This is a genomic window from Gemmatimonadota bacterium, assembly GCA_009838845.1.
GTDB lineage: Bacteria > Latescibacterota > UBA2968 > UBA2968 > UBA2968 > VXRD01.
Window position 1 is genome coordinate 1 of sequence record VXRD01000139.1, and the last position, 24,711, is coordinate 24,711.

Annotated in this window: 28 protein-coding genes and 1 pseudogene; 27 read left to right on the top strand and 2 right to left on the bottom strand. The window is 44.6% G+C overall.

What is annotated here, in order from left to right; genetic code table 11:
* The first annotated feature begins 146 nt into the window (after positions 1-146).
* Both F4Y39_19290 and F4Y39_19295 read left to right on the top strand, forming a co-directional pair.
* Positions 147-1,238, top strand: a complete 1,092-nt coding sequence (locus F4Y39_19290) for a hypothetical protein (GenBank protein ID MYC15875.1) — start codon at positions 147-149, stop codon at positions 1,236-1,238.
* 49 nt (positions 1,239-1,287) lie between these two features.
* Positions 1,288-3,648, top strand: a complete 2,361-nt coding sequence (locus tag F4Y39_19295; protein MYC15876.1) for an FtsX-like permease family protein — start codon at positions 1,288-1,290, stop codon at positions 3,646-3,648.
* Between the two features lie 123 nt (positions 3,649-3,771).
* Here F4Y39_19295 and F4Y39_19300 read toward each other — a convergent pair whose 3' ends face one another.
* Positions 3,772-4,221 (bottom strand): DUF3368 domain-containing protein, encoded by a 450-nt coding sequence (locus F4Y39_19300; protein MYC15877.1) that lies wholly within the window; start codon positions 4,219-4,221, stop codon positions 3,772-3,774.
* Positions 4,218-4,442: a UPF0175 family protein gene (locus F4Y39_19305; GenBank protein ID MYC15878.1), complete on the bottom strand. Its 225-nt coding sequence runs from the start codon at positions 4,440-4,442 to the stop codon at positions 4,218-4,220. The genes F4Y39_19300 and F4Y39_19305 overlap by 4 nt, the downstream gene beginning before the upstream one ends.
* A gap of 144 nt (positions 4,443-4,586) precedes the next feature.
* On the opposite strand from F4Y39_19305, the gene F4Y39_19310 reads away from it, so the two are divergent.
* The 25 genes and pseudogenes from F4Y39_19310 (at position 4,587) to F4Y39_19430 (ending at position 24,707) form a co-directional block, all read left to right on the top strand.
* On the top strand, positions 4,587-5,198 hold the full coding sequence (locus F4Y39_19310) for an NUDIX domain-containing protein (GenBank protein ID MYC15879.1): 612 nt from the start codon (positions 4,587-4,589) through the stop codon (positions 5,196-5,198).
* Positions 5,199-5,213: 15 nt separating this feature from the next.
* A complete protein-coding gene (locus F4Y39_19315; GenBank protein ID MYC15880.1) occupies positions 5,214-5,963 on the top strand; it encodes a metallophosphoesterase family protein in 750 nt (249 codons plus the stop codon).
* A 53-nt stretch (positions 5,964-6,016) separates the two neighbouring features.
* A complete protein-coding gene (locus F4Y39_19320) occupies positions 6,017-6,910 on the top strand; it encodes a GNAT family N-acetyltransferase (protein ID MYC15881.1) in 894 nt (297 codons plus the stop codon).
* A 21-nt stretch (positions 6,911-6,931) separates the two neighbouring features.
* Entirely contained in the window at positions 6,932-9,379 is a 2,448-nt protein-coding gene (locus tag F4Y39_19325) for an FtsX-like permease family protein (protein ID MYC15882.1), read from the top strand.
* Between the two features lie 57 nt (positions 9,380-9,436).
* On the top strand, positions 9,437-10,054 hold the full coding sequence (locus tag F4Y39_19330) for a 2-phosphoglycerate kinase (GenBank protein MYC15883.1): 618 nt from the start codon (positions 9,437-9,439) through the stop codon (positions 10,052-10,054).
* A 171-nt stretch (positions 10,055-10,225) separates the two neighbouring features.
* On the top strand, positions 10,226-10,576 hold the full coding sequence (locus tag F4Y39_19335; protein MYC15884.1) for a hypothetical protein: 351 nt from the start codon (positions 10,226-10,228) through the stop codon (positions 10,574-10,576).
* Positions 10,573-10,983: an HNH endonuclease gene (locus F4Y39_19340; protein MYC15885.1), complete on the top strand. Its 411-nt coding sequence runs from the start codon at positions 10,573-10,575 to the stop codon at positions 10,981-10,983. Before F4Y39_19335 ends, F4Y39_19340 begins: the two co-directional genes overlap by 4 nt.
* Before the next feature lie 11 nt (positions 10,984-10,994).
* Entirely contained in the window at positions 10,995-11,222 is a 228-nt protein-coding gene (locus F4Y39_19345; protein ID MYC15886.1) for a hypothetical protein, read from the top strand.
* A gap of 134 nt (positions 11,223-11,356) precedes the next feature.
* Positions 11,357-11,443: pseudogene (locus F4Y39_19350) on the top strand (antibiotic biosynthesis monooxygenase).
* A gap of 19 nt (positions 11,444-11,462) precedes the next feature.
* Positions 11,463-12,707 carry a hypothetical protein gene (locus F4Y39_19355; protein MYC15887.1) on the top strand — a complete coding sequence of 415 codons (1,245 nt, stop codon included), beginning with the start codon at positions 11,463-11,465 and terminating at the stop codon, positions 12,705-12,707.
* 72 nt (positions 12,708-12,779) lie between these two features.
* Entirely contained in the window at positions 12,780-13,244 is a 465-nt protein-coding gene (locus F4Y39_19360; protein ID MYC15888.1) for a GNAT family N-acetyltransferase, read from the top strand.
* A 16-nt stretch (positions 13,245-13,260) separates the two neighbouring features.
* Positions 13,261-13,752 carry a GNAT family N-acetyltransferase gene (locus F4Y39_19365; GenBank protein MYC15889.1) on the top strand — a complete coding sequence of 164 codons (492 nt, stop codon included), beginning with the start codon at positions 13,261-13,263 and terminating at the stop codon, positions 13,750-13,752.
* Between the two features lie 125 nt (positions 13,753-13,877).
* On the top strand, positions 13,878-14,060 hold the full coding sequence (locus F4Y39_19370; protein ID MYC15890.1) for a hypothetical protein: 183 nt from the start codon (positions 13,878-13,880) through the stop codon (positions 14,058-14,060).
* A gap of 174 nt (positions 14,061-14,234) precedes the next feature.
* Positions 14,235-14,579, top strand: coding sequence for a RidA family protein (locus tag F4Y39_19375; protein MYC15891.1), 345 nt, complete (start codon positions 14,235-14,237; stop codon positions 14,577-14,579).
* Between the two features lie 25 nt (positions 14,580-14,604).
* A complete protein-coding gene (locus F4Y39_19380; protein ID MYC15892.1) occupies positions 14,605-15,096 on the top strand; it encodes an NUDIX domain-containing protein in 492 nt (163 codons plus the stop codon).
* 32 nt (positions 15,097-15,128) lie between these two features.
* A complete protein-coding gene (locus F4Y39_19385) occupies positions 15,129-15,842 on the top strand; it encodes a class I SAM-dependent methyltransferase (GenBank protein MYC15893.1) in 714 nt (237 codons plus the stop codon).
* A 49-nt stretch (positions 15,843-15,891) separates the two neighbouring features.
* The gene (locus F4Y39_19390) at positions 15,892-16,698 is read left to right on the top strand and encodes a methyltransferase domain-containing protein (GenBank protein ID MYC15894.1); all 807 of its coding nucleotides are present in this window, start codon (positions 15,892-15,894) and stop codon (positions 16,696-16,698) included.
* 13 nt (positions 16,699-16,711) lie between these two features.
* Entirely contained in the window at positions 16,712-17,785 is a 1,074-nt protein-coding gene (locus F4Y39_19395; GenBank protein ID MYC15895.1) for a hypothetical protein, read from the top strand.
* A 1-nt stretch (position 17,786) separates the two neighbouring features.
* Complete coding sequence (locus F4Y39_19400) at positions 17,787-18,725, top strand: phosphotransferase (protein ID MYC15896.1); 939 nt, start codon at positions 17,787-17,789, stop codon at positions 18,723-18,725.
* 12 nt (positions 18,726-18,737) lie between these two features.
* Entirely contained in the window at positions 18,738-19,220 is a 483-nt protein-coding gene (locus F4Y39_19405) for an HAD-IIIA family hydrolase (protein ID MYC15897.1), read from the top strand.
* Positions 19,221-19,256: 36 nt separating this feature from the next.
* Positions 19,257-20,012 (top strand): alpha/beta fold hydrolase, encoded by a 756-nt coding sequence (locus F4Y39_19410; GenBank protein ID MYC15898.1) that lies wholly within the window; start codon positions 19,257-19,259, stop codon positions 20,010-20,012.
* 75 nt (positions 20,013-20,087) lie between these two features.
* Positions 20,088-20,675, top strand: coding sequence for a hypothetical protein (locus F4Y39_19415; GenBank protein MYC15899.1), 588 nt, complete (start codon positions 20,088-20,090; stop codon positions 20,673-20,675).
* Positions 20,676-20,732: 57 nt separating this feature from the next.
* Positions 20,733-23,120 (top strand): FtsX-like permease family protein, encoded by a 2,388-nt coding sequence (locus F4Y39_19420; GenBank protein MYC15900.1) that lies wholly within the window; start codon positions 20,733-20,735, stop codon positions 23,118-23,120.
* A gap of 28 nt (positions 23,121-23,148) precedes the next feature.
* Positions 23,149-23,694: a GNAT family N-acetyltransferase gene (locus F4Y39_19425; protein MYC15901.1), complete on the top strand. Its 546-nt coding sequence runs from the start codon at positions 23,149-23,151 to the stop codon at positions 23,692-23,694.
* On the top strand, positions 23,673-24,707 hold the full coding sequence (locus tag F4Y39_19430) for a hypothetical protein (GenBank protein ID MYC15902.1): 1,035 nt from the start codon (positions 23,673-23,675) through the stop codon (positions 24,705-24,707). The genes F4Y39_19425 and F4Y39_19430 overlap by 22 nt, the downstream gene beginning before the upstream one ends.
* Positions 24,708-24,711: the final 4 nt, after the last annotated feature.

The following is a 24,711-nucleotide window of genomic DNA, read 5'->3' on the forward strand; positions in this document are numbered from 1 at the left end:
TATCACAGGCTTGAAACACAAGCCCTAAACTCTCCACCGAAGCGGGGTAACTCCACTGAGTTTCCAATTACAGACGAAAGTAGTCTGGGGAAAGCCACTGGCATAGTCAAAAACCTGGCATAATACGGTGCAGAAAGGGAACAACAATGTCACTTGATACTGAAGAAATGCGTATCAGACTCAGCGAATTTCTTGAACACTCGCAGTCCAATCCCTTATCGTCTGACGATTCTCCATTACGCCAAATGTGTCTGGAAGTTGAGACTGAAATTGATTCCTACTTGACGCCAGAGTTAGTTCACTTAGCCGACGACATCTACAGATATTTGGGACAGGACGGATTGGAAAAACGCATTTCTCTTCATCGAACATATATCGATGCTGCGCCCAATGTAGAGGAGCGATTCTGGTCAAACTGGCATTTGGTTGATACGCTCGCAGTTATGAGACGGAACAGCGAAGCAATTGAGGAACAGAAAGCATTTTACAAATGGGCGCGTGCGGAACTGACCATTGGTCACATGGTAAAAACCCTATTTGATAGTACTCAAGCCAGATGCTGGGTAGTAGAAAACCAGGGCGAAGATTGGTTTAAGCTCTACTACAATGTTTTGGGAAAAACGGAATCTGCCCAAATTGACCGGCAGGATCTTTGCATATTTATACGTACAGGATCTGAGGTCGCGACAATGGCAGAGAAATTTCCTGAAGCTATGACGGAAGCCAATCGACTTGGCGAGATAAACCAGGATCCCGAATGGAAGCATTACATACAATTCTGGCTTGGAGCAATTACGACAAAACTTGAGGTTTATCGCAAGCAGAGCTTTTGGGATCAATATGACCAGCTTTCTGAGGAGACAATTTCTCTCGTTGAGAGAAATGTCATAAACCCTAAAAAGAAAATATCCGCATCTGACCTTGCCTGGATAGCCCATGATTTGGGTGCATGTCTCATGTGGGCAAAAAGATATAAACAAGCCAAACGGCTTCTGGAAATAGCTATAGAGCAAGATGATAGCGGTGGGTCACATTTTTTTCTTGCCGCCTGTATCTGGGCTTCCGAAAAAGATCGAAGTCAGACTTTGTATCACCTGAGATATGCTCAACAAACAACAAAGCGCAATGTTTTAAATCGAGGAGGATATTATAAATTCTTCCTTAACCTTCCTGAATTTGAAGACGTAAAAGATGATGCGGATTTTCTTGAGATTTTAGGACAGAGACCAGAAGATTAACCAGTTAGCCTGCGTCCTGTAAGCCTACCCAACCTATAGGGAGGATGTGATGTTCAAGAATTACTTCACAACTGCGTTGCGTAATTTCTCGCGACAGAAGACGTATTCGCTTATCAACATGGCGGGGCTTTCTGTTGGGCTGGCCTGTAGTTTTTTGATCTTTATGTGGGTAAAGCATGAGATTACGTATGACCGATTTCATGAACAGGGCACGCAGATTTATCGGGTGATGCGTAATTTTCCTACAAATGACAAAATCTATACCTGGTCTGCTATTCCCATGCCACTGGCCAACGTTTTAGTAGAAGAATACCCAGAGATTACCCACGCTATTTTAATAACCCGGCAAAAACTTCTCCTATCTAAAGACAATCAATTATTTCGAGAAACTGGTATATATGCCAGTTCTTCTTTTTTTCATGTTTTTACATTCCCACTTTTGCAAGGTGATGCTCGAACGATATTGGCAGAACCCAATGCCATTGCGATTTCAGAAAAATTGGCTGGCAAATATTTTGGACCAGATTGGGCGAGTCAATCAATTATCGGGCAAAGTTTAACGGTTGACCATCGCAAAGAATTTACCATTAAAGCAGTATTTCGAGATGTACATAGCAATTCCTCTCTGCGCTTTGAATTCGTGCTTCCAATAGAAGATTATGTCGCCGAAAACAAGTGGCTCGAGCATTGGGGCAATAGCAGTTTACGACTTTATGTGAAACTGCGAGAGGATACTGTCCTGGAAGATGTAAACGCAAAGATCGAGCGTGTTCTCTTAGACCATTACAAAGGGACAACTGCCACGATTTTTTTGCAGCCCTTGTTGAATATGCACCTGTATTCTAAGTTTGAAAATGGCAAGTCAGTTGGGGGACGTATTGAGTATGTGCATATGTTTACATTTGTTGCACTATTCATTTTATGCATTGCCTGTATTAATTTTATGAATTTGGCTACGGCGCGATCTACTCAGCGCGCACGAGAGATTGGCGTTCGTAAAACCATAGGAGCCAGTAAGCGGGAACTCATAGGTCAATTTATGGGCGAGTCGATGTTGATAACGGTTTTTGCCTCAATTTTGGCTTTGGGTTTGGTGGAAATTTTCTTGCCCGCATTTAATAGTCTAACAGACCAGGAACTTGCACTTAATTGGTTGGATACACACATTTTGCCGGTTTTTTTGGGTATTACATTAGTAACAGGTCTAATCTCAGGGAGCTATCCGGCGTTTTATTTGTCGGGTTTTAACCCAATCGGCGTATTGCGAGGTTCGTCAAAATCGGGATCGGGTGCTACTTTCTTTCGGCGAAGCCTTGTGATTTTTCAGTTTGTATTGGCGATTTTGATGATTATTGGCACACTGACGATTTATGAGCAGATACATTATATCCTCAGCAAAAATCTGGGACTGGACCGTAAGAATGTGGTGTCTATAGGTTTGGAAGGGCCAATAAAGCAACAATTAGAAACAGTTAAGCAAGAACTTCTGCGCCAACCCGGCATTCAAAGCGTGGCGGCATCCAGCCAAAATCCACTATCCGTTAGCCATTCAACGAGCGATCCCGAATGGAATGGAAAAGACCCAGAGTCCCAAATTGTATTTCACATTATCAATGCCGATTTTGATTTTGTTGAAACTATGAAAATGAAAGTAGTACATGGCAGAGCGTTTTCTGAGGCGGTTGCAACCGATTCCTCAAATTATGTTGTAAACGAACAAATGGCACAGGTGATGGGAATAGACAATCCGATTGGCGAAACGCTGAAATTTTGGGGAGATGAAGGTGAGATAATTGGCGTGGTTGAAGATTTTCATTTTCGTTCGATACATACGTCAATTGAGCCATTGATTATTCGTATTGATCCAGCCTCTTGCAACAAGCTTTATATACGCACCAGGGCAGGGCAAACAGCCGAGGCATTGGCAAATTTGGAAAGGGTTTTCAAAAAATTCAACCCCAACTATCCACTTGAATATCGATTTATGGATGGGGACTTTGAGCGAATGTATAGCAGAGAAAAAATGCTGGGACAATTGACCACCACTTTTGCTGCTTTGGCAATTTTTATTTCTTGTTTGGGGTTGTTTGGTTTGGCGTCTTTTTCAGCGGAACAGCGCACCAAAGAGATTGGAATTAGAAAGATATTGGGTGCTTCCGTTACCAATTTGATTTTACTGCTGTCCAGAGAGTTTATCAAGTTGGTGGTGATTGCGTTTGTATTGGCCATACCTTTAGCCTATTACTTTACGACAATGTGGTTGAACGCGTTTGCCTATCGCATCAATATAGGGTTAGAAGTCTTTGTTTTTGCAGGTGGGGCATCATTTATTATTGCCTGGTTGACCGTGAGCTATCAAGCGCTCAAAGTGGCCTCTGCCAATCCTGTCAATGCCCTACGCAATGAATGAAAACAGAAATAACAAGAGCCATTGTCAAATGTTATCGCTTCGTGATACCGAGTGTGCCAAGTTTCAAACAGCCATAAACTCAAAAGGAAATTTTTATGACTGGGCATTGGGACGTTAAGCTTATTATTCTTCTACGAGACGCAAGGCTTCTGCTTTTAATGCAGCGCTGATATAGAATCCTGTATCATCCAGATTTTGAAGTACAGGCTTGACGGTGGACAGAATACCTCTTTGCTTGGCGAGAATCAAAATACCTACTGTTCCTATAACCCTGAGTCCCATATCTTGACCCACACGACGCGCCTGTCGATCGTCCAGGATAATTCGACACTTCTGCGCTTGGGCCAGGGCGATAGCCTCTGCTTCGCCATCATCAATCATCATTTTTAATGTAACCACCAATGCCTGATCAGAAAGTCCTTCTACCTTCAGCCAGGGTAAGGAGATTCCAAATTCTTGTGCCACAGCCGGAGGTATTAACACAGGCTCAAAAAGGGCTGGCATAATCTCCATCTGACCGATGCGTTCAAGCGCAATTAAGCATGTGCTATCCGCTACGACGCGCTCACTCACAGATTGATCTCCTGCCGCAACTCTTCAGGAGGATAATCAAAGACAGGAACCTCGTAGTGCCCAAGAATCTCCATAAAGGCGCGTTTGGAGTGTCCAGCAATTTTCGCTGCCTGACCAAGCGACACTTTGCCAACTTCGTAGAGTTTTATGGCAAGGAAAGTTTTTGCCTCATCTCCGGAAAGATTCGAAGGTAGCTCAACTTTTAGATTAACTGCACCCATGAAAAATATCCTCAGGTTTTATGGAAGTCACAAAACATAATACGGCCCATATCCATCGCTGATTAAAAATATAAGAGACTTTTTATTAAAACGCAAAATGTTCGGGGGAAAGGCCAAAAAATTTGAATCAATGGACAATTTCGAGTGTATGCAATAGATAGAAGATTCGAAAATATTAAAGGAGAAAAACCAGTGCCAAATTTTGGAGCCAGTGCAGTCGTTGTCTCGGACGGACAAGTCCTGCTCATTAAGCGGAGGGATGTCGAGGTCTGGGCATTGCCCGGTGGTGCAATTGATTCAGGCGAATCAACTGCACAAGCAGCAGTACGCGAAGTCAAAGAGGAGACGGGAATCGACATCGATCTCGTACGCCTGGTTGGTATATACTCGAGTCCAAACTGGCGCTCTGGCGGTGATCATGCGATCGTTTACGCGGCCATTCCGAAGAATGACAAACCTGTTGCTCAAGTGAACGAGGTTTTAGATGTTGGCTATTTCAATCCAGATCAGTTGCCCGAACCGTTTACGTGGTGGCATCGTCGAAGAATTGCTGATGCCATGCGTGGGGTCACAGGCGTTTCTTGTATACAGGACAGAGTATGGACACTGGGTCCGAATCTGAGCCGTCGAGAGATATACGACCTGTTGACCCATTCAGGTTTATCGCCCAGTGACTTTTATGAACAGTATTTCACTGAAATAGGACAGGTCGGAGAGAAAATCGAAGTTGACGGCGTTTCGGTAATAAGAGAATAGCCCAAGGAACTGTGTATGAGAGTCGCCATTTTTTCTGATATTCACGGAAATATCATTGCTCTTGATGCCGTTCTCAAGGACATAGCAAACTCGGGATCATTTGATGAGTATTGGATCCTTGGGGATCTTGTAGCACTGGGTCCTTGTCCAGTCGAAGTTCTCGAATGCGTTTCCGCATTACCAAACACCAGGATCATCCGTGGCAACACGGATCGTTATGTCTTCGCTGTTGACCGTCCCCCACCGTCGATGCGGGAAGCCGCGAAAGACCCCAGCAAATTGACAGCGCTTGTAGAGTGTGCAGCAACTTTTTCGTGGACCCAAGGTGCCATAACAAATGCAGGCTGGTTGAACTGGTTGTCTAAGTTGCCTCTTGAGATAAAAGCCAATCTGCCAGACGGAACGCGAGTCCTGGCTGTTCACTCTGCACCCGGACGAGATGACGGCCTGGGTATCAAGGCAGGTCTAAGCGAAAAGGAACTCGCGCTTGTGCTGGGCGACTGCGATGCAGACTTGATCATAGGAGGCCATCACCACCGCACCTTAGATGTAATGGTCAATGGCCGTCGAGCAATTAACATCGGCTCTGTGAGTAATCCACATCCTCCAGACCTTCGTGCAAGCTATGTGATTTTGGAATCAGATGAATCAGGTTACCAGATCCATTTTCGGCGTGTGGACTACGACCATGCAGCGGTTATTGATCAACTGATCCAGCTCAGACACCCGGCGAGTGAATGGATAATCAAACACTTTCGGGAGTAGCTAACTCTAAGTGTGAGAATCAGCAATTTTTAAGTTAACACGCTGCGTTATAAGTGAACGGAGAGGCTAAGAATTCTTTGAAGATCAAGTCCCTCTACCCCAGGATGAAAGGGCTACTTTTACACATGGACAACATTCTATCTGAATCAGAACCTGAACTAATCTCGCACGCTACGGAGAACAATCTATACGATTTATATATCGAAATAGGAAAACTGGACAAAGGGGAGTTATTCGTACAGGAAGACATTGAATGGGTTATTGCCAGACCTTATTGGCCCAACTTCATTTTCAGACCACAATTTAAACCACAGTCCATATCTCTTCGTCTCTCACAGATTATCAAAAAAATTAGGGACTTAGACGCACCACCAGTCATGCAAGTAGGCAATCAGGCAAAACCAAATGATTTGGATGAATGTCTAAAAAGAAACGGCTTCCAGATGCTGGTTGAGAGATCTCGTATGGCTCTTGATCTAAAAGCAAAACACCTTAGCTCTGCAACGCCGAATAAGCTGGATATTTTTGAAATAAAGAACCAGGAAGATTTTGGAATATGGATTGACGTCGCGTTAAGATCGTTCAATTCCTACTTAGGTATATTTGATTCTTTATTGAATGGGGAAAAAGTGAAACTTTATTCTGGTGTACATAATGGCCAGGTGGTAGCTACTTCTATGACCTTCTTATCCTCGGGTGTGGCTGGGATCTATTTTGTATCTGTAATTCCAGAATTGAGGAATCGTGGCCTGGGCAAAGAGATGATGTTAAGATGCATATACGAAGCGCAAGAATTGGGATACAATTATTGCATCTTGCAAGCGACTGACATAGGTGAGCACTTATACAGAAGTCTGGGATTCAAGCTCTATGGCACATTAAAATACTTCTTCTTTCCCGATGTGAGCGTACAAGCATTTTTACAAAATAACAGGCAATGCGCCTGACTCTGTTCACAGGAAACTCCAATGCTCAAAAACTATTTAACGATCGCCATCCGAATCCTGTTTCGGTACAAGGGATATTCGCTCATCAATATATCGGGATTGGCTATCGGCATGGCGTGTGCTGCGCTGATACTGCTTTACGTTCAAGATGAACTCAATTTTGACACACATCACATCAAACGCGACCGCATTTACAGAGTACTCCGCGAACTGAAAAGCGGAGGTAACAGCATATTCAGCTATCGTACATCAGGCGCCCTGGCACCTGCTATTTTACAAGACATTCCCGCAGCTGAACAGGCCATTCGAACCTTTTGGTTTAAAACATTTGTTCGTTATGAAGACACACTGTTCGATCTCCAATATTGTATTGCCGACCCTGAAATTCTAAATATGTTCACCATTCCCTTTCTCAAAGGAGACCCAAAAACAGCTTTGCAAGGTGCAGGGACAGCGGTTTTGACAGCATCTGCCGCGACCAAAATTTTCGGTAGGGTCGATCCCATAGGCAAGCAACTTCGGATCGATGGAGATCGAGATGGCACCATCTACACCATAACGGGCATTGTCTCAGATCCCCCCACGAATAGTTCATTGCATTTTGAATTGCTCACGGCGCACGTCTCGCGCATCATACCTAATTTTCTCAGGCATTGGACAGAATGGAGCCCTGTGTCACAGTATCGCGCTGTTGAAACCTATGTTTTGTTACGTGAAAAGGCAGACCCAGTAGCATTTCAAATGCAGCTTGGTGAAATTATGAAACGCTACATGGGCGATACAGTTGCGGAAAACAATGCGTATCACTTGCAGGCAATGAACAGGATGCATTTGTATTCAGCACAGGATTTTGGCATGCGCGACCACCTCTCGCAAGACGCAGGCAGGCCAGCCTATGGCGATATCAATCAAATTTATCTGCTATCCATTATTGCCCTGATCGTACTCGTTATAGCCTGCGTTAATTTTATCAACCTGACGACATCGCGAGCGATTTCTCGGGCAACCGAAGTCGGCGTTCGCAAAGTAGTAGGCGCGCATCGAGGGTTGCTAATATTCCAGTTTTTCTTTGAAATCATGCTCTTAACACTGGTAGGCAGTATCATTGCTCTTGCTTTAATTGAACTGATACTGCCCGGGTTTAATGCTTTTGTTGCCAAAGACCTCACCCTGAACCCACAACGCAATCCAATCCCCTATGTCATCGGACCTGTAGTCGTATTGATAATAGGCATCGTGGCTGGCGGCATCCCGGCGTTTTACCTGTCTTCCTTTCAACCTATCCAGGTACTTTCGGGAAAATCTACAACTGGACTAAATCAAAAATCCAGATTTCGGCAAGGGCTTGTGGTCTTTCAATTTGGGTTGGCGGTAATTCTAATCGCATTTACCTTTATCGTTCACAAGCAACTCAAATACATGCAAATGAAAGACCTTGGATTTCTCAAAGAACAGGTGATTGAATTAGATATATTCTGGAAGGCACGAGATGTACAGGACAGAAATTTAGTGGCTCGCTACCAGGAAGTGAAACAGATCTTTTTACAACACCCAAATGTCCTATCAGCCACAGCGACGCGGTTTCCACAGGACCGTCCTGCGCCCTTAAATGCATATCAGGCCGAAGGCTTATCAGAAGAATGGCGATTTGGGGAGTTTGACATAGACGAATCGTATGTTGACTTCTTTGGGGTAGATGTCGTTCAAGGTAGGAATTTGTTCATAGGAGACCGCTATCAAGACAGAGACTTACCAGTCAAATATTTGCTGAATGAAACCGCCGTAAAAATGATAGGCTGGGACCAACCTGTCGGCAAGCGATTTGGCCGTGCAGGCAGAATAGACGGTGTAATTGTGGGCGTAATCGGTGACTTTCATTTGGGTAGCCTGCACCATCAAATCCCTCCCCTGGTCTTCCGACAGGGTTCGATAAAATTTTTGTATCTCAAAATTGCCCCTCAAAATATGCCAGAAACCCTTCAATTTATCGGACAAATGTGGAAGGAACTACTACCCGAACGGCCTTTTACCTATGCATTTTTAGACGAAAAACTGGACCGCACAAACTATGCGAAAGAAATTCAGTTGAGTCAGGTTTTCAGTGCATTCTCTGCATTGGCCATTCTCATCTCTTGTTTGGGGCTACTTGGCCTGGTCTCATTCATGGTTGAGCGACGCACAAAAGAAATCGGAATACGCAAGGTATTGGGTGCATCAGAGTACAATATCTTGCGCTTGTTCTTAAAAGAATTTTTGTTCCTGGTCGTTATATCAAATGCGATTGCTCTCCCCATCGCCTACTGGGGCATTCACCAATGGTTAGAATCATTTGCCTATCGAACACAGGCGGAAATCACCCTGTTTGCAGGCACGGGATTGTTAACCCTGTCCATTACTGGGATTACCGTGGGATTTCTCATCTTAAAAAATGCGCGCAGAAATCCGGTTGACGCGCTGCGTTATGAGTGAACGGAGAGACAAAGACTTCGAGAGCATTTTTTCTCACCTGCTTGACCAATAAAAATTATGCGTGATGTACATCCCAACACAAGAGTAATTCTCATTGGAGGCTCATCTCACTCCGGAAAGTCGGCCCTGTCCGAGTCAATAGCTGCAAACCTGGGATGGAACCGAATCTCCACAGACACACTTGCCCGTCATCCCGGCCGGCCTTGGAGACCCGCACCAGAAAAGATCCCAGACCATGTAGCGGAACACTATCTCTCCCTATCAGTTGACGAACTGATGGTAGATGTACTCCACCACTACAGGGTCAATGTATGGCCAAAAGTTGAGGAAATTGTCGCGTCTCACATCGACGGTCCTTCTCGGGCTGGATTAATCATAGAAGGGTCAGCACTATGGCCCGAACTTGTAGCAACCCTGAACTTCGACACTATCGCTGCATTATGGCTTACTGCGAGTGAGGCGGTTTTTAGGCAGAGGATTCACAATGAAAGCCAGTATCATTTGGAGTCACTTCGGGAACGAAGAATGATCGATAAGTTTCTGCAACGCACACTCGTCTATAATGCGCAGATGATCGAGCTTGCTAACCAGCAGGGGTTCATTCTCGTAGATGTTCAGCAATCCAATTTAGCAGAGCTAACCCAAAGATGTTTATCAATACTCAGCATAAACTGATATCTCAAAACCCTATTGTCGAAGATGCGTTCATACTCCATCCACAACATCTGACAATATCTCTTTGGACATAAAAACGCTTCTAAAAAAATTCAGCCTTGAAAAACGGTTATTATTGACTATTTTATAGGAAAATAGCCGTATTGCGCCGCAAACATCAAGAGGTCTATCATGAAAATCACGATGGATATTCCCGATGATCTGGCCGCGCGGTTGCGCGATAGAGAAGATCACGCCGAAATTATAGAACTTGGACTTCGCAAAATTGATGCAAATACGCATTCGACCTTTGAAGATGCTTCGGATATCTTAGAAAAGCTGATCGCCCTGCCTTCTGCCGAAGAAATTATAAAGCTTCGACCATCAGATAGCTTACAAAAACGGATTGACGTTTTGCTAAAGAAAAATCGTACTGAAGGATTACAACCAGAAGAAGAAAAAGAGTGGACGCATTATGAATACCTGGAACATCTGGTTCGCTTAGCCAAAGCCAACGCTGCCTTAAAGCTCAAGACCAAATGAGTTCATCATATATTCCCACCAATCTGCGTAGTCAAGTCATTGAACGCGCAAACGAACTATGCGAATACTGTCTCATTCCACAATCATTTTCATTTTCTACACACCAAATTGATCACATCATTGCCCAAAAACACGGTGGGCAAACAATCTCTGAAAACCTCGCGCTTTCATGTTCATTATGTAATAAATACAAGGGAAGCGACATAGCATCTATTGATCCACAAACAGGGATTATCACTTCGCTGTTCAATCCTCGCCAGGATATTTGGGATGATCATTTCGCATTGCAGGTATCTGGAAATATTCATCCGCTAACACCAAAAGGTCGCGCAACAGCTCGCCTGCTCCAATTCAATAAATCCTTTCGCATTGCAGAACGAAGACTCCTCATCCTATCAAGGGTTTAATCACCTTTACTATGGAAACGAAAATGATTCAAATTCGTGTTAGTTCTGAAGCCGCTCAAGCCTATGAAATAGCTTCCAAAGCGGAACAGCGCAAGTTGGATGCCCTACTTAGTCTCAAACGCAGTGAAGTAGGGCGAGCGAAAAGGCCTCTTGAAGTAATTATCAGTGAGATTAGTCGTAAGGCACAAGAACGAGGCATGACGCCGAAAATTTTGGAGTCCATCCTCAATGAACGGTAGTACTCGTTATGTTTTTGACACCAATGTGCTTGTCAATAAAAATATGAGTTCCCGCTGGATAGTCTTTTTAGCGGGAATCTTTTATTATTAAGAGACCTGTCGGCTAACATCTCAACAAACAAAAGGAACAGAAAATGATTTTAGAAGTTGCAATATTGGACGTTAAGCCAGGGCGCGAGAAGGAATTTGAAACTGCTTTTGGCGAGGCGCAAAAAATTATATTGCGTAAGGAGAAAGATCATGTATTCAAGATTCATTATGAGAACTCTGGGAAGTTTTTCAATTCTCTTTTTTTGTAATACACAAAATATAATGGGGAGTGAGTTGAATATCGCGGCGCAGATGGGAGATAGCACCAAAGTAAAAAACTTACTAAAAAAAGGCGTAGATATAAATGAACGAGATAACTTCGGACGAACATCCCTCATCTATGCGGCTCTGAATGGCCATAATCGCATCATAAACCTGCTACTTGAATCTCATGCGGATATTCATGCCAAAGATGATTTCGACCAAACAGCATTCATTGCAGCAGTCAATAGAGGACATGTGAACAGTGCTGAAATTTTGCTAAAAAATGGGGCTAATTCATCGGCTCCCAATGGTGAGGGTGTGCCTCCTATACTTATAGCCCTGGGACGGGAAGACTTCGAAATGGTAGATTTATTATTAAAATATGGAATCGAAATCAATAGCATAGACGAAAGAGGAAGGACAGTTCTTCAGAGAATTATTGAATCAAATGACACAGAACTCGTGCGAACAATTTTGAGACGTAGTGTAGATGAGAGATATATCGTACATCTGGCTGCTGGCGTGGGTGACACAACATTATTAAAGACACTGTTAAAAAACAAAATAGATATCAATCAAAGGGATGCTTTGAGAAGAACTCCATTGCTATTCGCGCTATTATATGACCGCACGCAATGTGCTAAAATGCTATTGGACCAGGGTGCAGACTTTTCGCTTAGCGAAATCAATATTATATACGAAAATGAAAGAACAGTTCTTCAGAAGATTATTGAATCAAATGATGCAGAACTCGTGCGAACAATTTTGAGACGTGGTGTAGATGAGAGATATATCTTACATTTGGCTGCTGGCGTGGGTGACACAACATTGCTAAAGACAGTGTTAAAAAACAAAATAGATATCAATCAAAGGGATGCATTGGGAAGAACGCCATTGTTATTCGCACTATTATATGACCACACGCAATGTGCTAAAATGTTATTGGACCAGGGTGCAGACTACTTTTCGCTTGCCAATGATCAGGGTAAAACCCTACTAATGGTAGCTGCCGAACGAAGAAATATCGAAGGCCTGAAACTCCTTCTGCATGCAGGAGCAGATGTATTTGCACAAGATCATCGGGGTTGGGTTGCTTTAACATACGCGGCATTTGGTAATCGCAATAGACAGAACCGGGATAAGTGCTTAAAACTACTCAAATCTGTTATGGAGGATAGAAGGATTAGATAGGAGAACTTGTCCAGGATAGGGAAGGGAACTGATGTATCGCGTGATCGCAGAGAGTCTGTAGTCCAGATAACTATGAGGAGTAATCAGACAATGATAAGAACCATCACATCAGAGGACCTGGAAGATTGCGCGCGTCTATATGTGAAGGTCTTCTCCGAATGGCCGTACGAGGAAGCGTGGAGCATTACCCAGGCTCACCAGTACCTCAGTCGATTCTGGAAGTTTGACCCCGAACATTGCCTCCTCGCCCTCGACAAAGATGATGTGATTGGCGCGATGTTCGGATACTGCTATCCCTGGCAAGACCGAATCAACTACTACATGCAAGAACTCTTTGTTGATCCTGATCAAAGGCGGTCGGGCCACGGACGAAGACTGGTGTGTCATCTCCTCGACAAACTCGGAGAATCCGATGTATCCATGTCCCTGATTGCCAATGAAGCAACGCCAGCAGCCGCGTTCTACGAGGAACTTGGATTGCGACAGCACAGGTACTACAAATTCTATTGTGGTACCGTAAAAACGAATGTGGAATAGCCCGTTTTAATAAGCCATGCAAATCGAGAATATCAAACATCACCTCGATGCCATTGACACATTATCAGAGGCGCAATTTGAACTGTGGGGACCTCTTACAGGTCGAAACACACTGGAAGAATATCGCGAGTTACTCCACTTCGCCGCCGAATCCGAGAGCCTGCCCACCACGCTCGTTGCCGTAGAAAACGCAACCGTCCTCGGCTCTGTAAACATACTCGAAAACGATCTGCCACTCCGTCCTGATATTGCACCCTGGTTAGCACAATTATTTGTCTTTCCAAATTTTCGACGCCGGGGTGCAGGCGCATTGCTAATTGAGGGTGCGATTGCAGAGGCGCAAAAACTTAACAGATCGATACTCTATCTGTACACGTCTGGAACGCTACCGAATTATTACGAGAGACTCGGATGGTCTCGCATGGAGGAGATCGCGTACCTGGGCAAGCTCAGAGTGATAATGGCTTACGAAATCGATTTAAGGACAGACGCGATTATTGCGAAATAGATGAGGGGATGGCTTCTTGTTTCATGGGCAATTCAAGGCAGATGTTGAACACCGTTATATGATTGTCTTTTGAGAAATTTAATCTATATTTCTTTATACAAGCAATGGGATCCTGGAGAAAGCACATGATAGAAAAAGTCGTTCGAAAACGAAACCTGACAACGCATTCCCAGGCAAAAGAAGATCTGGCCTACTGGCTCAGTCGGCCCGCAGAAGAGCGGGTTTTGGCCGTAGAATATCTCAGGCGACAACACCATGGAAGTACAGGAAGACTTCAAAGAGTTGCTCGCGTTATTAAACGCGCATGATAAAAATCGTCGATATCCTCTATAAAAAGAAAAAGCCTTGCAGAATCTTCTGTAAGGCTTTTTTCGCATTAATCTTTACTCTCCTCCCTCCCATACAATATAGAAACCATCTTGCTGATAGAACTGTCAAAAGATAAATCTCCGTTGTAAGACGCTATCTATCAGGGAGTACTCATGACCATCATACGATACCCGGGAAAAGCGGTTGGTCGCAGTGAATCTGTCGAACACAATGGCATCCTCTATACAGCTGTCATTGCGCCGGACTTATCTACAGACTTCAAGAGCCAGACCCGGCAGGCACTCGAACAGTTAGACACAAATCTCGCTGAGGCTGGAACCGATAAGACTTGTCTCCTCTCCGTCACGATCTACATCACAGATATGTCAAAAAAACCCATCCTGAACGAAATTTGGGATGCTTGGATCGGTCCCAACAACTGGCCCCAGCGCGCCTGTGTAGAAGCCAAACTCGAAGGAAATACACTTGTAGAAATGGTCGCGATTGCTGCAAAATAGCATTAAACTGAAGGAAATGGTCACAATGGATACACAGATTAGAGTCAGCACAAAAGCTCTCATTCTTCGAGACAACGCCATTCTGCTCGTAGAATACGATGACGAATCGGGACTTCACTACAACATGCCGGGAGGCGGTGTAGAGCCGGATGAGACTCTGGAAGAGACACTTAAAAGAGAGGTACAAGAAGAGACTTGCGCTGAAGTCGAAGTAGGTCAGCCACTCATCATTACGGAATACGAGCCAAAGAGAAACGCATTCTGGGGAGGAACGCGTCACTCACTCACAGTGATCTTTGAGTGCAGGCTCACAGGTGATACAGAACCCCAAATGCCACAAAAACCGGACCCCAATCAGACAGCGGTCAAATGGATTCCCCTCGTTGATCTCGAAAAAGTGGAATTGCTCCCACATGTCACAGATCACATTCTGGCCCACGCGAACAAACAGGAAAACCACTACCCGATCTATCTCTGCGAACCCATAAACCCCGACAAAGTGCAGAAATACCTTTGATGCACTCAGACAACAAAAGAACGGTTTAGACCATGGCAAAATTTGAAGAATCCAGGTGGGGCGAAACAGAATACGCCCAAGAATATCAAGACCATTCGCAACACTTTTTACCCGAACGAAATACGCATTTCGAGATACTCGCTTCATTCTACCAGCATTTTGTTCAGAAAAAACGAGTACTCGATCTTGGATGTGGCGACGGAATTATAAGCGAGAGACTATTCCTTATAGACCCTCATATCCAATTGGTAGCGGTCGATGGCTCCGAAGAAATGCTTTCAGCCGCCAAAAAGAGGCTTGATATATATGACGTAGAAAATTTCATCAAAATGCCTTTCGAACATATAATCGAAGGCAACGTAAATTTGGGCACTTTCGACTTCATTGTCTCTTGCTTTGCCATTCACCACCTGGAGAAATTACAAAGACGAGGGCTATTTGAAAAAATCCTGAATATGTTAGCACCAAATTCGTACTTTCTGAATATCGATATTGTTTTACCAACAACTAAAACCCTCGAAAACTGGTATTTCGACCTCTGGAGAGAATGGATTCAAAAACATGAAGCGCGAGAAAACCTCTCTGAATCCTTTTCACATATCCCCGATGAAGCGCGCGTTCGTCCTGAGAACTTTTATGATACTCTCGAGAGCCAACTTGAGGATTTGCAGATAGTCGGCTTTAAGAAAGTCACCTGCCATTACCGATATGGGCTTTTCGGAATATATAGTGGGAAAAAGCTATAAAAAATAAACGAGAATCCGTTTTCATTTTAATTCGGAGATATTGTCAAATATGGATCCATCCATCCTTAATTACTACGGGACCTATTATAATGAAATTGACCGATTCAATGACGGCAGCGGTCACCTGGAGTACATACGCTCAAAACAGATTTTGGATAGATACTTACCCCAAACTTCCGTCAACATCCTCGATGTCGGTGGCGGTCCAGGCGCGTACTCGTCCTGGCTCGCCGAGAAAGGACACAAAGTCCATCTGGTGGATCCCGTCCCTCGGCATCTCAAAGAGGCGGAAGAACGCGCCAGCAAGCACCCTCTAAAAAGCATAAACAAAGGCGATGCTCGCTGCTTGAGTTGGTCAGATAAAACCATGGATATCGTCTTGCTCATGGGGCCACTATATCACCTGACTGAATCCAATGATCGGAAAACGGCGCTTCGCGAAGCCAGAAGAGTCCTCAAACCCGGAGGACTCCTATTTGCAGCTGCAATCACGCGATTTGCATCTCTACTTGACGGCATAAGATCCGGGGCGATCCTCGATCCAGCCTTCCGGGCAATTGTAGCGCGTGACTTAAAGGACGGTCAACATCGCAACACCGACAAAAACAAAGATTACTTTACCACTGCCTACTTCCATCGCCCAGAGGAACTAACTGTCGAAATTACTGAATGCGGATTTACCCAATGCCAGACATTGGCTATAGAAGGTGCCGCCTGGTTGCTCGGAGATATAAAAGATCAATTGGAAGACCCTGAACGCCGCGAGATACTTCTCGATGCAATACAGAAACTTGAGGCAGAGCCTTCTCTACTCGGCGCTTCTCCGCACATTATGGCAGTGGCCAGGAAACCTTGAGTACTTTCCCTTGATGGATCATCATTTTTTCAGGAAGACCATCCCTAACATTCTTCAGGAATCAACAAAAATGCCTCCAGACAAAAGAAGCGGCGATATGGACCCTCGGCTTGCATTGGCTTTGTCCGAAATAGACGCCATTGTACAAATAACGCCCAATCTAACACTTGATGAAGACTATTTGCCCGGGTTTCCGGGAGGAACGAATACAGCTCTTTTTGGCCACCTGAACGGCAAACCCATCGTCTTTAAATATTTCCATAACAAAGACAGAAAAAACCATGAAGAAAAAGTATTGGAACTCTTCCAAAAAACTGGATATGTCCCACAAATTTATCCGATCAAAAACGACTCAGTCCTCATAATCGAACGATTGCCCGGACTACCGTTTTTCATGGTTGAAGAAAATATAAGCCTGGACGAATGGGAAGGACTTTTTAATCAACTGGGACAGGTGCTCGCGGAAATTGTCAAAATTGCCCCTGGCGCTGATTTGGCAATTCCTGGAAGACAAAATCTGCCACGCGAGCCTGGCTTTGACTACAAATTCTACTGCACTGCAAATTTAGAAACCTTCTTTGACACAGTTATAGAAATATCCGCTGGCGTCTTAGAAATGAGTGATTTACCACATCAGTCGCTCTTAGAGAATTCTCTCAGCGATCTGAAGGCGAATAGAGATGCGATTCTGGCATATCGCAGTTTTATATTCTTAGATGATTTTCATTATAGTAACATCATCGCCCAGGATTCTACTCTACAAGGATTTATAGATCTGGAGATGTCGCGCTACAGCAACGAAGTCCTGGTTCTGGGATCTGTTATGGCTTCCGTTATACCCAGCCAATTAGAACGCTGGTCCTGGGTTAAAACGGGCTATGAAGCTATCCGCGAAAATAGACTTGATCCCGAAACAATCTACCTATCAGAAATTGTTGCGCCATTCAACCGTTGGATTCGGTTTATGTGGTATTGGGGCTGTGACGAGGTACCAGACTGGGTCCGGGAAAAAAAACTCCGAATGTCCGTCGTCCAAGATATTAAGGACGTCGTGAATATCATTGAGTCGTTGAAAGCTACATCCTGATATGCTACTGGATCGCAATCCGACATGGCACGGCTTGATAGACGGGGAAATGCCCCCTTATCCCGCGGCAATTGTGCAGAATGTCCTCGCTCGTTTTGAGATTGAGAACCCAGCCAAATTAAAAGCATGGCCTTTCGGCCCATTTGACATTATAGCTGCCTTTGAATATCGCAACATCCCCTATCTCTTAAAGGGTCGCCACATCGAACAACGAGGCGTCAAATCACTGTTTCAAACACAAGACATACAAAAACAACTCCTTCAACTGGGCTTCCCCGTATCAGACTTCATAGCCAATTCTTCCGGCGAAACATTGGTACAAGGTCCCGACTGGCAAGCCGAAGAAAACATCTTCTATGAAATTCAGACCATTCTACCCGGCGTGCCATTTTCTCCTGATACGCACACAGCTCTCTTAGCGGGGAAATTGCTCGGACAACTCCACCTTATCGGACAGGAAATTCATTCGGATCTCCTGAGCAAGTTTTACTACATTGATACATTTGTAGATAGATTTCCCAATCGGTTACAGGCAGTCCTTCAAGATGGTCGGAGTTTGCAACGTGGAGAAAGCCAGGAGATCAAAGACTCCATATCGCGATTATCGGATGCTTCGACACGTTCCTCACTTACGCATCGCCTGACACACGGCGACTTCACGCCTGATAATCTCTTGATGAACCAAAACCAGCTTTTCTTGATCGATAATGATGAACTTGGATTTGGCGTTGCGGCGGTCGATATCGCGTGGGGGCTAACCTATTTGTTTGGACTGAACATCGGATTGGGACAGATCTTTCTGAATGAGTACAGAAAGCACGTTCCCGAATTTGCCGAAAGCGATCTTCTGGCTGTTAAGGACTACCTGATCGCCTTAAACATACACGCGTACAACGTGTCAGAATTGTTAGATATTCTGCATACATTGCTCTCTATTTAAAGGTTACATCACATGAGAACGAACTCGGCTGACCAATGCGGCATGTATAGTGCCCTTTTCCTCGACCTCGGTGGAACTCTCGTTCGGATAGAAGACGATGAAATCTTCACAGACGCTGCAGGAAACGTAGAAATCCTGCCAAATACCGTTGAAATTCTCATGCAAAGGGCACAGGACTTCGACGCGATATTTATTATCACGAATCAATCGGGTATAGAAAAGGGGACCTTATCAATCGAGAGCGCGAAATCCTTTATCGATCAGGTCAACACTGCAACCGGGGGCATAATCACTGATTACTGGGTGTGCCCGCGCATCGAATCGCCATATAGAAAACCAAACCCTAACATGATCACTGGCCTTGCCGACAAGCACTTTGTCGATGTCAAACAATCAGTCCTGGTTGGAGATACAGAAATTGACCAACAGGCGGCTCAAAATGCCGGTATTGGTCATTTCATCTGGGCCAGGGACTTCTTCAAAAGACAAGACTGACTGAAAACTGTCAGATAAAAAACTCAACGATCTCAAATGCCTCTCGTTAAAAATCAGGATATTCGCATCTTTTATGAAGTTGTCGGGCAAGGACAACCTCTCGTTCTGTTGCATGGGTTTGCTGGCAATTCGAAAGACTGGAAAAGAAACGGTTATGTTGAAACATTAAGCGATGACTACCAGCTCATTCTCATTGATGAAAGAGGACATGGCTTAAGCGATAAACCACATGATCCGGCAGTCTATGAAATGCAGAAGAGGGCTTCTGATATTGTTGCCGTCATGGAAGATCTCAATCTGAAAAAATCGCATGTTTGGGGTTATTCAATGGGAGGTGAAGTTTGCTTTGGCCTCGCCCAATTCTATGCAGATTGTATTGAATCTCTGATTATCGGCGGAATGGCGCCATTCCCACCTGCACACCCAGAAGTCTATGATGAGCAAATTGCCGTATTGAAAAGAGGCATTGCGACAGCAGCAGACGCCTGGGGTTATGACTCATCCGAGAGGCGAGAGGAATTTTTGAGAAATGATCCAAAGGCATTGATCGCATCTACGATTGCAGCCCGAGATTGGTCTGGATGTGAAGATATTTTAGAAACCTTAGAAATACCTTGCCTGATCTATGTTGGAGAGACCGATTCATTTATGTTCGACGCTGCGAAACGAGGTGCCAGTCAAATTCCCGAAGCAAAATTGGTCATTATTCCAGGTCTTGATCACGGACAAGCATACGCTGATAGTCGCCTGATTTTACCTCATGTGAGGGACTTCTTGCAAAAAAGAAACTGAAACAAAAGCAACTCACAAGCCGCGCCTATCTTCTGTGAAATACTGCATTCTGTACTGATGAGAGGAAAAACAAACATGTGGACACCGGTTGAGACTCAATTTTATGCCAAACAGAATCCCATTGGCATAATAAACATCGGCGACTTTCAAGAAGCTCATACAATTCGGACATTTGCTGAAGAGCTAAACCTCGCAGTCAGATTCTATAGCATCGGAACACCGGGTGATTTTCTGAAGGTCATCAGCCGTGAATCTGAATTGCCTCCTTGCATCATTATCTGCGGTCATGGGGATGAGAATGGGATTGTCTTCGGCGACTACATGGAGGGCATTGATACATCGATGCTAAGGGGCGAGAGCATGCCTCCAGAATGTATTGCAAAACATGCAAATCTGACTGATCGCGTTGTTGTGAATTCTTGTTGTGTAGGCGGGACAGACGCAATGGCAAGCGCATTCTTGAAGAGTAAGCCGAGATGCTACATTGGATCTCTGGATTACCAAAATGCCGTGTCAACGTCCATCTTCTTGACATTATTTCTCGATCAGTTATTGCGAAAAAATAAGCCAGTGCAGGAAGCGTGGAATCGGGCAGCCTCTTATGATGATGAGACACGTCACTTTGCTTTTTATGATTCCAATGGACGTCAAAAAATCGGATAGGTCTCATATTGCGTGGCACTAAAGGCTTTCCAATGATTTGTCAACGGAGGTCTCCCCATGTGGAAAAATTATCTCACCATAATCATACGAAACATCCGCAATCACAGACTTTATTCATTGATCAACGTAGTCGGACTATCGGTGGGCCTGACGAGCTGTGGTCTGATCCTCCTGTGGATACAGCATGAGACAAAATATGATCAACATCATCTCAACGGCGACCGCATTTACAGGGTATTGAGACAGGTAAAAAATAAAACGACCGGGGATTCCTACTTCAGCAATGGCACCCTGGGACCTGTAGGCCCTGCTCTCAAAGCCGACTTTCCCGAAATCAAGGCGATGACCCGAATCTTTACCGGTTCTTCCTGGGTTCAGTACAAAGATAAGGGATTCCGTGAGAAATTCTGGGTTGCCGATGGTAGTTTTTTGGATGTATTCACATTTCCTTTGCTAAAGGGCGATCGTCAGGCACTTCTGAAGCACCCTTCTTCTGTGGTTGTTACAGAAACAGTTGCACGAAAGTATTTTGGTAATGAAAATCCTATCGGCAAAGTGATTACTGTAGAAGATCGTTACACGGGAGGAGATTATGAGATTGTAGGCATCTTGAAAGATTTGCCGAGTCAATCAACACTCCGATTTGCCTTTTTGACGTTTACAGTTTCTTCTTCACCATTTATGCAACATGTTTGGGAAGTATGGCGCAAATCTTCCTTTCGTCCTGTCAAAACTTATCTATTGCTTTCTGAAGGTACTTCCTCCGCTGATTTAGAGCGTAAATTACCGGATTTTACCACCCGCTACTTTGATCCCGAAACGCGTGCGAACACAACGTATCACCTGCAACCTTTTCGTCGGATCTATCTCTACTCATATTCAGACTACGGTATAGCAGGTGGTGGAGAAATTACTTATATCTATTTATTTGCTGCAATCGGTACTCTGATTCTCCTCATCGCTTGTGCGAACTTTATGAATTTGGCAACCGCGCGTTCAGCCAAAAGAGCGAGAGAAGTAGGCATTCGCAAGACCGTCGGCGCACACAAAGGTCAATTAATCAACCAATTTTTCAGTGAATCGCTATTCATATCATTCCTATCTTTGCTATTTTCAATTTCACTGATTGAGCTTGTCCTGCCAGTATTCGAACAATTTGTGGGCATAGACTTGCATTTTGGCGTCTCTGAACTACTCATAATGATCATCCTTACCGTGCTGATGGGCTTCATCGCTGGAAGCTATCCCGCTTTCTTTTTGTCAAGTTTTCAACCCATACAGGTATTAGGTGGCAAGCACTCACACACATTAAAAGGTGTTCGCATGCGAGAAGTCCTGATCGTCTTTCAGTTCTGTGTGTCTATCGCCTTCATAATTTGTACTGGCGTGGTCTATCAGCAACTAAATTATATCAAAAACAAAAAACTTGGCTTCAACAAAGACATGGTGGTCATGATGCCGCTATTTGCAAGAGACCGTTCCCTCACAAGTAAGTATGAATTGATCAAGCAGGAATTTCTTAAACATCCCAATATTCACCGTGCAACCGCATCTCACACCAGCCTCGGATATGGTGGAGGACGTGAGCTTGTCATTCCAGAAGGATTTGATGGCGAAGAGGTCAGAATGAGATTTCTGGCAGTAGATGAGGACTTTTTGGACACATTCGAGATCGATGTGATAGCCGGAAGAAATCTGAATAAGGATATTGCAAGCGACTCGACCAACGCGTTTATTCTCAATGAGACAGCTATTAAACAACTCGGATGGAAAGATCCTATTGGAAAGCAATTTACATGGCCTCTTAGGCCTCATCATGGCACAGTAATTGGGGTCGTGCGCGATTTTCACCTGCGGTCTCTTCACGAAGAAATAGAGCCAATTTTTATATGCAAATGGCAGGAAAAATGGAATTGGCTATCAGTCAAAATTGGACGGGAGAACATCTCATCAACAATGGATTTCATGGAGTCAAAGTGGAAACAATTCATTCCAAACCGGCCTTTTGAAAGCTGGTTTCTAAGCGAAAGTCTTGAAGGATTTTATCTAAAGGAGATCAAGATCTTTAGTGTCCTCGAAATCTTCACACTACTCGCTTCTTTTGTCGCTTGTATGGGACTATTTGGCCTTGCAAATTTCAGTGTTGAACAAAGAATCAAAGAAATTGGAATCCGCAAAGTGCTGGGCGCAAACCTTGCAGATATTTTAAAATTACTTTCAAAAGAGTTCCTGAAGTTAATCGCAGTCGCTTATGTATTGGCACTTCCCCTCGCTTATTATGCAGGAGAGCAATGGCTGCAAAATTTTGCATACCGAATAAATCAGAGCATCCTTGTTTTTATTATAGGAGCAGTCTCGGGCATCATTGTCACCCTGTTAATCGTGGGCTATCAAGCTGGCAAAGCCTGGTCTGAAGACCCGGTTAAAATGCTCCGCCAAGAGTAAACGACTACCCACAATATTATTCTATTCGATGATCTCAAATGACTGTGAGAATATCATGTTAATCACTGTCCGCGCTGCACAATTGAGTGACCTGCCTCAGTTGGCTAAAATGAATAGCTGTCTCGTGGATGACCAGGGTAGCGAGAATCCGTTTTCATTGACAGAATACGAGGACCGGTTTCGCGAGTGGTTAGATACCAATATATGGACGGTAGATGTATTTCTACATGATGGACAGGTAGTAGGCTATTCTGTCTATCAAGAGCGTACTGACTACTATGACCCAAATGAGACGGTAATTTATATCCGACAGTATTACATTAAACGCTCTCATCGTCGGGTTGGCCTGGGTAAAGCAGCCTTCCAGATTCTGATAGACACGCGTTTTCCAAAGGATGTTCAATCTATAGCTCTCGATGTCATGGAAACTAACTCAGTAGGCCAGAATTTTTGGAAGAAGCTGGGCTTTAACGAATATTTTATTTCGATGAAAAAGGAACTGGAACAAAAGCAACTCACAAGCCGCGCCAGAAGGCAATCTACCGAAAAATCATGGACACAATACCCCGCATAATCAGAATAGAAGCCGATGATCCGTACTCTGCTGGCGTCCGGCTTGGCGAGAGCCTCGGCCATAGCTTTGGTCCCTACCTTGAAGATTACCTTGCTGCCCGAAGTCTGGCAGCGAAGAACTGCGCTAAACCTTCGGAAACGCATGCTGTAGCGTGGATCAGTTCTCTACCCCAGCATATAAGTGACAGATTTCGGGGTCTCTCTAAAGGGAGTGGGATACCGTTCGAGCGCATAGCACATTGGGGTTATCAGGAAATAGCACTCGGTCAGGGCTGTAGCAGCATCATCTGTCGGTCCAAAGGCAAAGTCTGGATTGGTCACAACAACGACACCTTTGTACCCGAGTTATGGGGATACATCACAGTCCTGGAGATCAAGGATCGCATCCCAACCATGTACTTCGGACTTGCGGGAGATATATGGGCGACCGCTGGAATCAACAAGGCGAAGCTCTGGCTGCACATTGACCACTTGAACACAACTGATAAGCCAGACAGCAGAAAAGTCGTCCTGCCGACGTATGGCTTCATTGTTGAAGCTCTGGAGACGTGTGAAACTATTGATGATGTGCAGGGACTCCTGAACAAAATAGACAGGACAGAAGGTATGATCCTGATAGCGACGGATGGTAGAACAGATGAAGCAGCCATCTTCGAATGCTCATGTTCGAGATGGAGACTATCGAAAGTCAAAACGGATTGGGCCGTGAGAACAAACCACGCCATGATAGGACGAGAAAGCAGCAAGAAAGGAAAGCTACTACTCGACACATGGAGCAGATACAATCGCCTGGCGCAACTTCTCGAAAACAGCTACAACAGCGGAAGATCCCCAACACCGCCGGATTTGAAGACATATCTCGCCGACGACGGCGTTGAGCGAAGAGACAATGAGTTCGCAACCGCGTATTCAGTTGTCGTGTGCCCCGCTGTCAACCGGACTGAGTTCACACTGGGCGGACAACCAGCGGCCAGTTGTGGGAACTGGTCTCATATTGCGTGGCCATGGCACTAAGGAT